This window comes from Corynebacterium kefirresidentii, from assembly GCF_016599755.1.
Lineage (GTDB): Bacteria > Actinomycetota > Actinomycetes > Mycobacteriales > Mycobacteriaceae > Corynebacterium > Corynebacterium kefirresidentii.
The window spans coordinates 415,523-430,208 of the sequence record NZ_CP067012.1; the positions used below are offsets into that span (position 1 = coordinate 415,523).

Below are 14,686 nucleotides of genomic sequence, written 5' to 3' on the forward strand. Positions count from 1 at the left end.
ACAGTGGGTGAATAAATCTTAGAAGGAGCAACGCACACATGAACTCATTTAACCCCACCACTAAAACACAAGAGGCCTTGCAGGACGCCCTGCAAACCGCCTCTTCTAATGGAAACCCGGATATCCGCCCGGCTCACCTGCTGGCGGCAATTCTCAGCCAGGACGGCGGAATCGCCGCTCCGGTTCTTAAGGCCACCGGCGTAGATCCGGATACTGTGCTCAAGGAAGCCCGCGAGCTTGTTGATTCTTATCCCAAGGCCGAGGGCGCCAATATGGCCAACCCGCAATTTAACCGCGACGGCCTCAACGTCCTAACGCAGTCGCAGGAACTGGCCGGTGAGCTTGGTGATGAATTCGTTTCCACCGAGGTTCTGCTGGCTGCCATCGCCGCCTCCAAGACCGATGCCGCCGAGCTGCTTACCGGCCGCGGTGCTACTTATGACGCCATCAAGGGCGCTTTCCCTTCCGTGCGCGGTGCTGCCAAGGTAACCTCCGAGAATCCGGAGGACCAATTCCAGGCTTTGGAAAAGTACGCCACTGACCTCACTGCTCGCGCCCGCGAAGGCAAGATCGACCCGGTCATCGGCCGTGATCAGGAAATTCGCCGCGTGGTCCAGGTGCTCAGCCGGCGCACGAAGAATAACCCGGTACTCATTGGCGAGCCCGGCGTGGGCAAGACCGCCATCGTGGAAGGCTTGGCCCGCCGCATCGTGGCTGGCGATGTCCCCGAGTCTCTCAAGGGCAAGACCCTCATCAGCCTGGACTTGGGTTCCATGGTCGCTGGCGCTAAGTACCGCGGTGAATTCGAGGAGCGCTTAAAGGCCGTGCTCGATGAGATTAAGTCCTCTGAGGGCGAGATCATCACCTTCATCGACGAGCTGCACACCATCGTCGGCGCCGGTGCTACCGGTGACGGCTCTATGGACGCCGGCAATATGATCAAACCCATGCTGGCCCGTGGCGAGCTGCGCCTCGTAGGCGCCACTACCTTGGACGAGTACCGCAAGTACATCGAAAAGGACGCCGCTCTGGAGCGCCGCTTCCAGCAGGTCTATGCTGCCGAGCCCTCCGTGGAGGACACCATCGGTATTCTGCGTGGCCTGAAGGAGCGCTACGAGGTGCATCACGGCGTGCGCATTATGGACTCCGCGTTGGTTTCGGCCGCCGAGCTGTCCAATCGCTACATCACCAACCGCTTCCTGCCGGATAAGGCCATTGACCTTGTCGACGAAGCAGGTTCCCGCCTGCGCATGGAGATCGATTCCTCCCCGCAGGAAATCGACGAGCTCGAGCGCATCGTCCGCCGCATGGAGATTGAAGAGCTCGCGCTGAAGAAGGAATCGGACGCTGCTTCTCAAGACCGCCTGGCCACCCTGCAAGGTGAGCTTGCGGACCAGCGCGAGAAGCTCGGCGAGCTCAAGGCCCGCTGGGCTAATGAGAAGAAGGCCATCGATGATGTGCAAAACATCAAGGAAGAACTCGATGACCTGCGCCGACAAGCAGAAATCGCCGAGCGTGATGGCGACCTCGCACTCGCCTCTGAGATTAACTACGGCAAGATTCCGCCGCTGGAAAAGGATCTTGCGGCCGCCGAAGTTAAGGCCACCGAGCAGCGCAATACCATGCTCGATGAGGAAGTAAGCCCAGACACCATCGCTGAGGTCGTCTCCGCTTGGACCGGCATTCCGGCCGGCAAGATGCTGCAGGGCGAGACAGAAAAGCTGCTCAATATGGAATCCGTGCTGGGCAAGCGCGTGGTGGGACAGAAGGAAGCCGTTACCGCGGTATCGGATGCTGTGCGCCGTTCCCGTGCGGGAGTGGCCGATCCGAACCGCCCCACCGGTTCTTTCCTCTTCCTCGGTCCTACCGGCGTGGGCAAGACCGAGCTTGCGAAGGCCCTGGCGGACTTCCTCTTCGACGATGAATCCGCGATGGTTCGCATCGATATGTCCGAGTACGGGGAGAAGCACTCCGTTTCCCGCCTCGTTGGTGCTCCTCCGGGATACGTCGGCCACGAGGCCGGCGGACAGCTCACCGAGGCCGTGCGCCGTCGCCCCTACACGCTCGTGCTTTTCGACGAGGTAGAAAAGGCCCACCCCGATGTCTTCGACGTCCTCCTACAGGTCTTGGATGAGGGACGGCTTACCGACGGCCAGGGACGCACCGTCGACTTCCGCAATACCGTCATCATCTTGACCTCCAACTTGGGCGCCGGCGGCACCCGGGAGGAAACCATGGATGCGGTGAAGAAGGCCTTCAAGCCTGAATTCATCAACCGTCTCGATGACGTGGTCATGTTTGAGCCCCTTTCTGAGGAGCTTCTACGCGGCATTGTCGACATCCAGCTGCGCGGCCTGTCCGAGCGTCTCGACGCCCGCCGCCTGACCTTGCAAGTCTCGGATTCTGCCAAGTCCTGGCTGGCCGAGCGCGGCTACGACCCAGCCTACGGTGCCCGTCCGCTGCGCCGTACCATCCAGCAGGCCATTGGTGACAAGCTCGCCAAGAAGCTGTTGGCCGGCGATATCGTCGATGGCGACACTGTCCACGTGGACGTCGCAGATGGCGGTGCCGAGCTAGACATCGCCGCCCGCTAGTCGGCCGCGTACCGCCCGCCGCGCCAAATCCTGCTCATGCCCCTAGACTCGGGGCATGAGCATTTTGGTCTCCCCACAAGAACTCCGCGAATCCATTTATCACGGCGAACGATTTACCCTCTTGGCCACCCACTGGCAGCCACAGCTGCGTCAGAGCTATAACCAGTTCACTTCCTTGCATATTCCTACGGCACTGTTTAGCGATACCGCTAATTCCTTCGCCGGTCTCCCCGGTTCACAGGTAGGCCGCAACCCGCTGCCGGATCCGGATAAGCTGCAGGAGCACTTCCGCCAGTGGGGAATCCGTGAGGACCGCCCCGTCGTGGTCTATGACGAGGGGCGCGGCCTATTCGCCGGCCGCGCGTGGTGGACCTTGCGCTGGGCCGGCTTGGACAACGTCCGCATCCTCGACGGCGGCTTGGCCAATTGGCGCCACCTGGGCTATACGACGCTGACCGGCCCCGGCAACTTCGCCGTGGGCGCCAGCGCCACGGTAAACCCCGGCCAGATGCCGGTGGCCACCATCGATGACGTGCGCAGTCACGATGGCCTGCTCATCGATACCCGCACCCGCAACCGCTTTGCCGGCCGCCGCGAAAACCTCGACCTTAAGGCCGGTCATATCCCCGGCGCCGTCAATGTGCCGGAGCGCCTCTTCCACAACGACGGCCTGCGCACCTGGAAGTCTGCGGGTGAAATCCGCGAAGTTCTTTTCGACGCCGGACTAACCCCCGACAATGTCCAAGGCGCCATCATCTACTCCGGCTCTGGCAACCACTCCGCCCTCGCCCTCGCCGCCATGCACGACGCCGGCTTCACCGGCCTGCGCCACTATGTCGGCGGCTGGTCGCAGTGGTCCGCTAACCCTAAGAACCCTGTCGAGCGCGGCGACCGCCTTACCGTCAACGGCTAATCGCCCACGCTCACCCCTCGCCCTCAGCCTCCCGCCTCCGCGCGCCGAGCGCTGAGGGCTTGTTTGTTCCTACTACTATCGTGGGGTGATGGCTTTTCTAATCCTTGCTTTGGCGCTACTTCTCGGCATTGTCGGCGGTGCCTTGCTGCTTTACGAAGGCAAACAGCGCACCTCCGCCCCTACACTCTCCGCCGACACGGACCCGACGCCCGCTGACGCCACGCCTGCAGACACCGCGCCCGCGGACACCGCTCCTGCAGACACCACTCCCGCAGACACCACTCCCGCAGACGCCGCGCCTGTCGACGCCGCTTCCCCCGAGCCTGAGCCCAGGACCGAGTCCACCGAGTCCGCCGAGCCTGCTTCTTCCGATACCGCTCCCGTTGACTCGACCTCTAGCGATGCCCCCGCTGTCGACCCAGCCCACCTAGCGTCTTCGCCAGCTGCCCCAGCTCCCGAGTCCCATGCCGAAGCCGCACCAGAGTCCGCACCGGAGTCTGAAACCCAGCAAGACCCTGAGCCAACCCCTGAGCGCGGACCAGACCAGGAGCCGAGCAACGAGCCGAAGCACGAGCGAAGCCACAATCCGAGCCAGGAGACCGCGAGCGAGAACCGCGCGCCCTCCAAGCCGCACACCCGCCATCGGCCGATTCTGCCGGGAACGTTGCGTCGCGAGCGCCGCAGTTGGGCAGAAGCAAAAGGCTTCGAATTTATGAAGTCCGATCCTTACCTCGTAGATGAATGGACGAGGGGAGTGGCCTCTACCGGTGCGGCGCCAAAAGACATTGTCGCGGGAAACGTGTATGGCCACGAGATGCTGTTGATGGATATTGATGGCGTCAACGTCATGGCGATGCGCACCGGAGCGGCCTCAGACATGGTGGTGGACTTCCGTCGCTTCGACCGCGAAGACACGAAGGCCTCCGAGGATCTGCATTTAGCCATGACTCTTGAGGGGTTTGATGTGTATTCCTCGGATAGTGCTGTTACCGAGCGCATGGTAGACGAGCGTGTTCACGTCGCCCTGCAGCAAATGCCCGAAGCGGTCACCGCACTGTGGATGGAAACTGAGTGGGTGCTAGCACAGACTACGAAGCAGGCGCGCTCCGCGGAATGGGAAGCGATGCTACCGCCGCTTGCGTTATTGGCAGACGCCGCCCGTGTCTTGCCACCGCGCTCCTCGGCCACTCACGTGGTGCGACTAGAGGAATTGGATCCAGCTCGCGAGATTCCCGCCCAGCCCATCGCGGAAGCTGTCGGCGGTGCGCCGGCTGCCGGTGCGCCCGTGTTTGAGCGTCCCGTCATCCAGCGGCCGGAAGAGCCTTTGCACATGCCGTCCCGGGCGTACTCCGAAACCCGCGGCCCGGTCGAACACAGCGCGCTAGGCGGCGACGAAGTAGACGCTATTGCCGACGGCCGCGAGCGCCCCACCCCCGATTCTCATACCGCCCGCCTGCCGCGCCAGCAGTTCCGCGCTGCCTCCATCTTCGACGGCCCCTCCGACGATTCCACTAGTGGGCCCGCCCCCGGCGCGGCCGATTCCCGTGCAGCCGAGGAATCGGACCCGCGCCGGGAAGAGTAGCCTAGAGACCGATACTGGCGGCCTGCCGCCGCGCACGAGCCGCCGTGCACGAACCACGACAAGGAGCAGATGACTGTGGATTCTCACAACACCAATGCGCACACCGCGAATGCCCAGAACCTGGATGCCGAGAAGAAGGCCCGCCTTGCCGAGCTAGTCAAGGAACTGGCCGTAGTCCACGGCAAGGTGACCCTGTCCTCGGGCAAGGAAGCTAACTACTACGTGGATCTGCGCCGCGCTACCTTGCACCACGAGGCCTCCCGCCTCATCGGTGCGCTGCTTCGCGAGTTGACCGCCGATTGGGATTTCGCGGCCGTCGGTGGCCTAACGCTCGGCGCCGACCCTGTTGCTACTTCCATCATGCATGCCGACGGCCGCGATATCGACGCCTTCGTCGTGCGCAAAGAAGCCAAGAAGCACGGCATGCAGCGCCGCATCGAGGGCACGGACGTGGAAGGAAAGAAGGTCCTTGTCGTAGAAGACACCACGACCACCGGTAACTCCCCGCTGACCGCCGTGGCTGCGCTGCGCGAGGCCGGCGCCGAGGTCGTTGGCGTAGCGACCGTCGTAGACCGCGAGACTGGTGCCGGCGACGTCATCGCCGCAGAAGGCCTTGAATACCGCTCCCTGTTGGGCCTGGGCGACCTTGACCTTGCCTAACGCAGACGAGGCCAAGGGCCCGACCGAGTGGAACGAGGGCCGCCATGGCGTAGGCCCGTGGGAAGGTCCGCTGCCGCAAGGGCCAGAGGCTGAGAAATACGACCCAGAGCTGCTCGCTGAAGGCGACCGTCGCAACGTCGTCGATGCCTACCGCTACTGGAGCAGGGAAGCGATCAAAAAGGACATCGATAAGCGCCGGCATAGCCTGCACATCGCTATCGAGAACTTTGAAAACGATGCCAATATTGGCACCGTCGTGCGTACCGCCAACGCCTTCGCCGTCGATACAGTGCACATCGTCGGCCGCCGGCGGTGGAATCGGCGTGGGGCAATGGTGACGGATAGGTACCAGCACTTGATGCACCATGAGAGCGTCGAGAAGCTTATTGCGTGGGCGGCCGAGGAGGGGCTGACCGTCGTCGCCATCGACAACACCCCCGGTTGCGTGCCCCTGGAAACGGCCGAGCTGCCCGAGCGCAGCCTTTTACTTTTCGGCCAGGAAGGCCCCGGCGTGACACAAGCTGCCCAGGACGCCGCCGTGATGACCTGCTCCATCGCCCAGTTCGGCTCTACTCGTTCCATCAATGCAGGCGTCGCGGCCGGAATCGCCATGCACGCCTGGATTCGCCAGCACGCTGATCTAGCCAACTCTTGGTAGGAAGATCGTTACACTAGCTATATCTACCCGCGTAACTGGAGTGATAGAGGAATCGTGGAAGAAAAATGGGCCCACCGCGCCGAACTTGCAGAAGCGGCCATCAATGAGCGCCACGCGCACCCTGTGTGGGGCCTGCCGCGCACCAATCTTGCGGTGGTGAGCTGGCCGCCTACCACGAAAGAAAAACTCTTCATCCATTGGCACTACTGGTGGCAGGCCCATTATTTGGATTGCCTCGTTGATGCGGCGCTGCGCAATAACACCAAGGTGCGCCGACAGCGCATCTTCGACACCATGCGGGGGATTCGTATCCGCAACCTGACGCAGCTGACGAAGAATAAATACTACGATGACAAGGGGTGGCTCGCCTTGGCCTTCGGCCGCGTGGAGGAGCTAAAGAAGGCGAAGACGCCGAAGCGTTTGGCGGAGCTGCAGCGCAATATCCACGAAGGACTCGATGAATCGCTCGGCGTGTTGCCGTGGCGCCTCGGCGAGAATTTCATGAACGTGCCCTCCAATGGCCCGGGCGCCATCATGTTGGCGCGGATGGGGCGCATTGAGGAAGCGCGCCACATCATCGACTGGATCTACGATCACCTGCTTGATGACGACGGCTACATCATGGACGGCGTGCGCATGCGCATGGACGGCCCTGAGGTGGTAAAAAACATCCACCCCTACTGCCAAGGCGTGGTTCTAGGTGCGTGCTTGGAAATTGTGCTGGCGCTGCGGGAAAAGGCCGGTATCGGTGATTTGGAGCAAATCGACAGCGTGCACGAGGCCGAGCTGGCGTCCGAGATGATGGACTACATTATCCGCATCCGCGGCCTGGTGCAGACCGTGGCTTCGGGCATGGCTACCCCCTCGGGCGTGGTGGACTGGGAGACCGGCGATGGTGACGGTGGCCTGTTTAAAGGCATTTTGATGCGCTATCTTGCCGACGTCGCCGTGCGCCTGCCGGGCGATTCTCCCGCCAACCGTGCCACGAAGAAGCTGGCCGCGCGCATGGTGATGGCCTCGGCCGAATCGGTGTGGGAGCACCGCTTAGAGGTTGATGGTCTGCCGATCTTCGGCTCTGATTGGTTGTCCGATGCGCGCCTGCCGCATAACTACGGCTTCGGCCGGCGCACCATGAGTGAGAAGGTAGGCATCATCCGCGTGGACGAGCGCGATTTATCCGTGCAACTTTCCGGATGGATGCTGATGGAGGCCTGCGCTCGCGTGACGCGGCATCTATCTAAATAGTCCGCAGGGGCGGGCCAGTTGTGCGGCGCGCATAGATGGGTTGAAAATGTCACAGAGTTTTTGCGGCAGAAATTCCGTGAAACGGGCATACTTGGGTGCTGGAACGTGTTTGACCACAAACCCACTTTTAAGGATGGAAATTCATGCCAATTGCAACCCCTGAGGTCTATAACGAGATGCTGGATACCGCGAAGAAGAATGGCTTCGCGTTCCCAGCTATCAACTGCACCTCTTCTGAGACCATTAACGCAGCTCTGAAGGGCTTTGCGGAGGCCGAGTCCGACGGCATCATCCAGTTCTCTACCGGCGGCGCAGCCTTCGGTTCCGGCCTGGCACTGAAGGATAAGGTCAAGGGTGCTCAGGCATTGGCCGCATTCGCTCATGAGGCCGCGAAGCACTACGGCGTCAATATCGCGCTGCACACCGACCACTGCCAGAAGGAGGTACTCGATGAGTACGTCCGCCCGTTGCTGGCTATCTCCCAGGAGCGCGTCGACCGCGGCGAGAACCCGCTGTTCCAGTCCCACATGTGGGACGGCTCCGCTATTCCAATCGACGAGAACCTGGTCATCGCACAGGAACTGCTGGAAAAGGCTAAGAACGCTCACGTCATCCTCGAGGCTGAGATTGGCGTCGTCGGCGGCGAAGAGGACGGCGTTCAGGCAAAGGCAGGCGCTAACCTGTACACCTCCCCGGAGGACTTTGAAAAGACCATCGATGCCCTGGGCACCGGTGAGAAGGGCCGCTACATGCTGGCCGCTACCTTCGGCAACGTTCACGGCGTCTACAAGCCAGGCAACGTGAAGCTGCGCCCAGAGGTCCTGCTGGAGGGCCAGAAGGTTGCACAGAAGAAGCTCGGCCTGGGTGAGGACGAGTACGCCTTCGACTTCGTATTCCACGGTGGCTCCGGCTCCGAGAAGGAAAAGATTGAAGAGGCACTTCGCTACGGCGTCATCAAGATGAACGTGGATACCGATACCCAGTATGCCTTTACCAACCCGGTTGCTCGCCACATGATGGAAAACTACGATGGCGTCTTCAAGATTGACGGCGAGGTTGGCAACAAGAAGGTTTATGACCCACGCTCCTACCTGAAGAAGGCAGAGCAGGGCATGTCCGAGCGCGTCATCGAGTCTTGCCAGGACCTGCACTCTGTGGGCAAGTCCCTCTCCAAGTAAAGTTTCTAAGCTGCGGCAGCCCCTTAAGTAGGCACGCCGAACTGGCCGCTTCCCCCGCGTGGGAGGCGGCTTTTTCATGTCTTCGGCCAGGGTCGGGATTTCGCGGGCGGCGCTGGCGGGTGGTGGGGCCGAGGGGCTAAGGACCAGGTGGCTGCGTGTGGCGATTCGGTGGCCGGGTGGGGCTGGGGACGAAGCGCGGGGTATTGCTCCACGGCGGTACCCAGGCGATGCGGCCACTTACGCGCACCATACGGCCGCGTTCTGTGGGTCGGGAGGGGTCATCCTGGTTGATGGCGTTGTGGTGTGCGCACAGGGTGACCAGATTTTCTTGGTTTGTGGGTCCGCCGGTGGACCAGGCGGTGAGGTGGTGGACTTGGGCGTCGTCGGCAGGCGTATTACAACCCGGCCACGCGCACACGGGGTGCTCGGCCGCGGCGAGCATGCGTTGTTTCCACGTGGCCATGCGCTCGGTGCGATACAGGTTTACCGGGCCGTGCTCGGGGTGAACGAGGCTGACGTAGCCGCGCTGGGCGAGAGCGCGGGCAACGAGCTGTGCGCCGGTCATGCGGGCGCCGTTGGTGAGCTGGAGGGTGATATCGGAGGCATTGGAAGGTGCAGCGACGATGCGGTCGAGCTGGTCTAGGGTGAGGATGACGTTGGTATGCACGGCCGGCAGCGCGCCGGGATTGCCCTCGAGGAGCACCTTCTTGGCGGCGGCGAGTGGGTCGTCCTTGTTGACGGAGGAGAGCACGCCCTTGATATCGGCGATATCGGTGGGATCGGCCGTAATAGAGATGGTGTGTGGGCCGTCGGGGCGGCGGGTATAGCGCACGCCGGGCTCCGGGCGGCGGGGCGGATTGATCTGCTTGAGTAGCTTCTTGGCCACGGAGGGAATCAGGCGGGCCTCGGTGCGGCAGAGCGTTAGGCGCAGGTCCCAAGCGCGGTTGGGATCGCGTACGCGGCGGGTATAAGACTCGATGCTATCGAGCGTGGTGAGGTCATGGCCGCGGCTGCGGGCGGCCTCGCGGGCGTGGCGTTGCTTGCGGGTATTCGACGTGCGGCCGAAGTAGACGTGCTGCAGGCGGGCGAGTTGGGCAGCCAGAAGGGGACTGGCTCCGGCTTCGAGAAGCGAGTCTTCGGAGCAGCCCCGAAATTCGGCGACGAGGTCGACGCCGCGGCGGCATAGCAGAAGAAAATCGGTGTTCACACGGCCGAAGTTAAAGGGCACGCGAGGGCTGAACAAGCGGTGCGCGGCCGGGGAGGGAGAAATTGTGGATGAGTGGGGGAAAGGGGGCGTCGGCAAGAGCTGTCTACAGGTTAGCCGGCGGCCAAGATGCGCGGGGACAGCGGCGATGGTAGGGGCGGTCTTCTATGCTGGAAGGTATGTCGGAAGCGAAGGAAAGAGTCTCAACGCGGCAAAAGCTGCGGGTGATTGACCGCTCGGTGCTCTCGCGGGTAAACCGCATCCGCTCGCGGTTTGTTTATATTGTGCAGGCGACCATTGGTGCGGCGCTCGCGTACTGGGTGGCCGGCGATGTGGTGGGGCACCCGCAGCCGTTCTTTGCGCCGATTTCCGCGGTCATCATTTTAGGGATGTCCGGTGGGGACAGGATGAAGAAGGCGCTGGAGATGTCGATTGGCGGCATCATCGGCGTGGCCGTAGGCGACTTGCTCTTTCAGATTGTGGGGCAGGGGCCGTTCCAGATTTTCTTCATCGTGGGCGCGGGCCTGGTGGTGGGCTCGTTTTTGACCAAGTCGCCGCTGATTACTAACCAGATTGTCTTTGGCGCGATTTTGATTGCGACGATTTTTCCACCCACGGAGGGCCCGGGTGGCCTGCACCGCGCGATCGACGCGATGATTGGCTCAGGCATTGGCCTGATAACCATCGCGTTGATTCCCAATTCCCCGTTGGTGGAGGCGCGGCGCGAGGTATCGAAGGTGCTCAAGATTGCCTCGAGCATTCTTGCCGACGTCACGTACGGCATCCGCCAGCAAGACCCCGCCGTTATCCGAGATGCGCGCGAGGCGGTGCGCGGTACGCAAGACAGCGTGAATACCCTGCTGAGTGCGGCGCAATCGGGCAGGGAGGCCTCGGAGGTCTCGCCACTGTTGTGGGCATCGCGGCGCAGCATTCGCTCGCTGGAGCGCATCCTCATGCCGGTAGATAACGCGGTGCGCGGCGTGCGCGTGCTCTCCCGCCAGGCATTAGGCCTGACGGAGGACCGCGACAAGGTTTCAGACGCGCAGGTGGAATTGCTCGATGAGCTTTCTGAAATCATGCTCGCCATCAGCGAGCTCTACGGCCAAGGCAAACAGCATGGGCACGACGAAGCGATTGAGATTCCGGACCTCGTGCAGCGGCTGCGCATCGTGGGCGGGCGCGCCGGGCTAGACATCATCGACAAGGACGGCACGTTATCGGCCTATATGATTTTGGGCCAGACGCGTTCCATTGTGGTCGACATGCTCATGGTGTGCGGGCTCTCGCGTGAGTCGGCCGTGGCGCACCTCGTGCCGACGTCGCAGCACCCGGCCTATCCGCCGGAGGTGTGGGGGCGCGAGGACTGAAGTCGTCGCGCGGGGCTAAGGGCGCACGATCTGGAGATCGCGTAGGTGGCGGTAGAAGGTCACGCGGGTCACCGGCCGCTTGTGGGGGACCGAATCGACGATGACGCGCAGCTGTGGGCCGCCGGCCTGGACGGCGCGGCCGGTGCGTACGGATTCAGGGGCGAGCTGGCCGGGCTTGCGCAGCAGCGAGCGGAGGCGGCCCTGGGACTCGACGGGGGAAGTGGCGCGGGCGGCGAGGATGCCGGGGGCATCGGTCATCGGGACGAGGCGTGCGCCGAAGGTTTTGGGGGAAGTGGCGGCGAGCGTGTGGTCATCGATGATGACTTCGCCGGTGAATGAGCCATTTGCGGCGTCTGAGATGGTGGCGGAGCCCGCGACGGCGAGGCCGGAATCGTTGCGGATGAGCGGCGCAGGGCGGACCGGGACGGTGCGGGCGAAATCGAGGGCCTCGGCCGGGGAGGTGGGAATCCCCCAGTTCTGCGCGGCCGCTGACGGGGTGGAGGCTGCGGCCGAGGGGACGGGGATGAAGGCGACCTCGGCCCAGAGGCGGTCGGAGCGCATGAGGCGGGTGAGCACGGCCGAGAGGGCGGCGTCGGAGCCGGCGACGACGATGCGGGCGGGCTCTATTAGGTGCGGGGCCTGTGGGGCAGGTTCGGGGGCGCCGAGGTGGCGGACGTCGGGCTGCGCGGCGATGTCATCGAGCGAGGGAGTGGGGTCTGTGGGGAGGAGGGGGTTGAGGAAGGCGTCGATAAGCGCGAGCTCTTTGCGGGTAGGGATGGGGGAGAGATCGTGGGCCTCAGCGGGCATGGAAATGTCCGGGGCGCCGCAGCGGAGGAACAAAAAACGCATGCGCACCATGCTACGCGCGCTTTTTGGGCCGGGAAAGTGTAAAGTTGGAGAGTATTTTGGCTTCAATAATGAGGAAGTGACTAAACAATGGCAGCGATCGTCATTGTCGGCGCCCAATGGGGCGACGAAGGCAAGGGCAAAGCGACCGACATCCTCGGCGGCAAGGTTGACTACGTGGTCAAGCCGAACGGCGGTAATAACGCCGGCCACACCGTCGTGGTAGGCGGCGATAAATATGAGCTGAAGCTCCTGCCGGCCGGCATTTTGTCTGAGAACGCTACCCCGGTGCTGGGCAATGGCGTGGTAATTAACCTCGAGGCGCTCTTTGATGAAATTGATGGCCTCGAAGCCCGCGGTGCGAATGCCTCGCGCCTGAAGATTTCCGCCAATGCGCACCTAGTAGCCCCTTACCATCAGACGCTCGACCGCGTGCAGGAGCGCTTCTTGGGTAAGCGCGCGATTGGCACCACCGGCCGCGGCATCGGTCCGACCTATGCCGATAAGGTAGCGCGCATCGGTATCCGTGTGCAGGACATCTTTGATGAGTCCATCCTGCGCCAGAAGGTCGAATCTGCGCTGGACATTAAAAACCAGATGCTGGTGAAGATGTACAACCGCAAGGCCATCGAGGCAGACCAGATTGTGGAGTACTTCTTGAGCTACCGCGATCGCCTGCGCCCGATGGTTATCGATGCTGAGCTGGAGCTCAACAAAGCCCTCGAGTCCGGCAAGCACGTGCTCATGGAAGGCGGCCAGGCCACCATGTTGGATGTGGACCATGGCACCTACCCGTTCGTGACCTCGTCTAACCCGACTGCCGGCGGTGCTTCCGTGGGCTCCGGCATTGGTCCGACGCGGATTAAAACCTCGCTGGGCATCATCAAGGCCTACACCACCCGCGTGGGCGCTGGCCCGTTCCCCACCGAGCTCTTTGATAAGTGGGGCGAGTACCTGCAGACCACCGGCGGCGAGATTGGTGTGAACACCGGCCGCAAGCGCCGTTGTGGTTGGTACGACTCCGTCATTGCGCGCTACGCCACCCGCGTGAACGGTTTTACCGATTACTTCCTGACCAAGCTGGACGTTCTTACCGGCATCGGTGAGATTCCGATCTGCGTGGCCTACGACGTCGACGGCAAGCGCTACGACGAGCTGCCGCTTACCCAGTCCGAGTTCCACCACGCCGAGCCCATTTTCGAGACCATGCCCGCCTGGGACGAGGACATTACCGAATGCACCACCTTTGAGGAGCTGCCGCAGAAGGCGCAGGATTACGTCCTGCGCCTAGAGGAGCTGTCTGGCTGCCGCATTTCCTACATCGGCGTTGGTCCGGGCCGTGACCAGACCATCATTCGTCACGATGTCATGGAAGACCAGTAAGGATGTAGTCCTTATTAGCGTGGTGTGGGAGCCCCACTCTCTAGCACAGCTGACCTGGCTCTCTGCACGATGCTTCTTCTAGCCCTCCAAGCAGACAACAAAGGGTCCTATCTCTAACCAGCTCTCGGTCCCTCTAAGGGATTTAGCCCTAATTGAGCGAAAGCGCCCGTGTACCGTCCCTGAGACGGAGCACGGGCGCTGTGGCTTTTCAGTGCCCTTTAAGCTGCCCGCAAGACCGTAACATGCCAGCATAGGTCCTTCCCTGTTGAACGTAACCAAAAACTCATCTAAAGTTAAGTTCGTTTTAAGTACAGAGAGTTTTCAGCTTTCGCGGGCCCAATTCCCGCGTATTTCAACACAGGGAGTTACTTCAATGATTGTTAAGCTTTTGAGCGGCCTGCTTGCCACCATTATGGGATTCTTCGGCCTGGGCACCCCGGCACAGGGGGCTGCGCCGGCACCTGAGCAGGAGCAGGTTGCTGTTGCTGAGCAGGGCAACACCGACGACGTGCAGGCCCTTATCGACGCCGCCCATGCCGTAGCCGGCTACGAGTTCATCAGCGTCCGCTACGAGGGCGACACCGCCAATATTGCCCTGAGCCCGGAGACCTACAACCCGGACAAGGACGGCGATACCTTTGAAGCAGTTTCCCAGCTCCTGCAGGAAAAGGGCTACCAGGTCACTGCTGTTCTTTAAGGCCTAATTCATTCCAGGATCCGCACTGCGGCCTCGGTAAAGCATCCGCTTGCCGACGCCGCAGTGCGGATTTTTCTTTGCCCAATTCTCCCTCACTCCCTATTCGAGGGCCCTAAGTGTGATTGTGACGACTCTGGGCAGAGTTTTCGCTCACACTTCCCTTCTTGGAGATGAATGGCAATAGGATTAAGGATTACTACACCTCCGATGTATCGAACGTGCGCCCACCCCTATTGAGTGCTCTCCAGTCACACCTGTAACACCAACTTTCTATGGATGGTCCCGGAGTGAAGTGAACAAGTTGCACGCAAATCGAGCCCTTGAATTTGCACGAAATTAGACAAAACGCAGCGCATGGA

12 protein-coding genes are annotated in these 14,686 nt (G+C 62.0%); 10 read left to right on the forward strand and 2 right to left on the reverse strand.

Annotated features, from left to right (window positions below; all coding sequences use genetic code 11):
• Positions 1-38 precede the first annotated feature (38 nt).
• The 7 genes from clpB to fbaA all read left to right on the forward strand — a co-directional run bounded on the left by clpB (position 39) and on the right by fbaA (position 8,830).
• Positions 39-2,594: an ATP-dependent chaperone ClpB gene (gene clpB, locus I6I12_RS02200; RefSeq protein ID WP_200288591.1), complete on the forward strand. Its 2,556-nt coding sequence runs from the start codon at positions 39-41 to the stop codon at positions 2,592-2,594.
• Positions 2,595-2,649: 55 nt separating this feature from the next.
• Positions 2,650-3,507 carry a sulfurtransferase gene (locus tag I6I12_RS02205; protein ID WP_023019996.1) on the forward strand — a complete coding sequence of 286 codons (858 nt, stop codon included), beginning with the start codon at positions 2,650-2,652 and terminating at the stop codon, positions 3,505-3,507.
• Between the two features lie 88 nt (positions 3,508-3,595).
• On the forward strand, positions 3,596-5,089 hold the full coding sequence (locus tag I6I12_RS11965; RefSeq protein WP_234288157.1) for a type III secretion system chaperone family protein: 1,494 nt from the start codon (positions 3,596-3,598) through the stop codon (positions 5,087-5,089).
• 69 nt (positions 5,090-5,158) lie between these two features.
• Positions 5,159-5,749: an orotate phosphoribosyltransferase gene (pyrE, locus tag I6I12_RS02215; protein ID WP_051138304.1), complete on the forward strand. Its 591-nt coding sequence runs from the start codon at positions 5,159-5,161 to the stop codon at positions 5,747-5,749.
• Positions 5,742-6,407: a TrmH family RNA methyltransferase gene (locus tag I6I12_RS02220; protein ID WP_200288592.1), complete on the forward strand. Its 666-nt coding sequence runs from the start codon at positions 5,742-5,744 to the stop codon at positions 6,405-6,407. Before pyrE ends, I6I12_RS02220 begins: the two co-directional genes overlap by 8 nt.
• 54 nt (positions 6,408-6,461) lie before the next feature.
• Positions 6,462-7,652 carry a glycoside hydrolase family 76 protein gene (locus tag I6I12_RS02225; RefSeq protein ID WP_023027775.1) on the forward strand — a complete coding sequence of 397 codons (1,191 nt, stop codon included), beginning with the start codon at positions 6,462-6,464 and terminating at the stop codon, positions 7,650-7,652.
• 143 nt (positions 7,653-7,795) lie between these two features.
• On the forward strand, positions 7,796-8,830 hold the full coding sequence (gene fbaA, locus I6I12_RS02230; RefSeq protein WP_023019991.1) for a class II fructose-bisphosphate aldolase: 1,035 nt from the start codon (positions 7,796-7,798) through the stop codon (positions 8,828-8,830).
• 136 nt (positions 8,831-8,966) lie between these two features.
• Here the strand turns inward: fbaA and I6I12_RS02235 are convergent, their stop codons facing one another.
• Positions 8,967-10,037 (reverse strand): HNH endonuclease signature motif containing protein, encoded by a 1,071-nt coding sequence (locus I6I12_RS02235; protein ID WP_200288593.1) that lies wholly within the window; start codon positions 10,035-10,037, stop codon positions 8,967-8,969.
• Positions 10,038-10,201: 164 nt separating this feature from the next.
• Here I6I12_RS02235 and I6I12_RS02240 point away from each other — a divergent pair, with 164 nt between their 5' ends.
• A complete protein-coding gene (locus tag I6I12_RS02240; RefSeq protein ID WP_200288594.1) occupies positions 10,202-11,401 on the forward strand; it encodes an FUSC family protein in 1,200 nt (399 codons plus the stop codon).
• A gap of 15 nt (positions 11,402-11,416) precedes the next feature.
• Here I6I12_RS02240 and I6I12_RS02245 read toward each other — a convergent pair whose 3' ends face one another.
• The gene (locus I6I12_RS02245; protein WP_200288595.1) at positions 11,417-12,250 is read right to left on the reverse strand and encodes a hypothetical protein; all 834 of its coding nucleotides are present in this window, start codon (positions 12,248-12,250) and stop codon (positions 11,417-11,419) included.
• A gap of 87 nt (positions 12,251-12,337) precedes the next feature.
• Between I6I12_RS02245 and I6I12_RS02250 the strand changes: the two genes are divergently transcribed.
• Both I6I12_RS02250 and I6I12_RS02255 read left to right on the forward strand, forming a co-directional pair.
• Complete coding sequence (locus I6I12_RS02250) at positions 12,338-13,630, forward strand: adenylosuccinate synthase (RefSeq protein ID WP_200288596.1); 1,293 nt, start codon at positions 12,338-12,340, stop codon at positions 13,628-13,630.
• 373 nt (positions 13,631-14,003) lie between these two features.
• A complete protein-coding gene (locus tag I6I12_RS02255; RefSeq protein WP_200288597.1) occupies positions 14,004-14,327 on the forward strand; it encodes a malonyl-CoA-ACP transacylase in 324 nt (107 codons plus the stop codon).
• The last annotated feature ends 359 nt before the right edge of the window (positions 14,328-14,686 follow it).

Bases quoted from the DNA above. Each gene is read 5' to 3' on its own strand.
- clpB (WP_200288591.1), top strand. From the start codon at position 39: ATGAACTCATTTAACCCCACCACTAAAACACAAGAGGCCTTGCAGGAC.
- I6I12_RS02205 (WP_023019996.1), top strand. From the start codon at position 2,650: ATGAGCATTTTGGTCTCCCCACAAGAACTCCGCGAATCCATTTATCAC.
- I6I12_RS11965 (WP_234288157.1), top strand. From the start codon at position 3,596: ATGGCTTTTCTAATCCTTGCTTTGGCGCTACTTCTCGGCATTGTCGGC.
- pyrE (WP_051138304.1), top strand. From the start codon at position 5,159: ATGACTGTGGATTCTCACAACACCAATGCGCACACCGCGAATGCCCAG.
- fbaA (WP_023019991.1), top strand. From the start codon at position 7,796: ATGCCAATTGCAACCCCTGAGGTCTATAACGAGATGCTGGATACCGCG.
- I6I12_RS02240 (WP_200288594.1), top strand. From the start codon at position 10,202: ATGCTGGAAGGTATGTCGGAAGCGAAGGAAAGAGTCTCAACGCGGCAA.
- I6I12_RS02245 (WP_200288595.1), bottom strand. From the start codon at position 12,250: ATGCGTTTTTTGTTCCTCCGCTGCGGCGCCCCGGACATTTCCATGCCC.
- I6I12_RS02250 (WP_200288596.1), top strand. From the start codon at position 12,338: ATGGCAGCGATCGTCATTGTCGGCGCCCAATGGGGCGACGAAGGCAAG.
- I6I12_RS02255 (WP_200288597.1), top strand. From the start codon at position 14,004: ATGATTGTTAAGCTTTTGAGCGGCCTGCTTGCCACCATTATGGGATTC.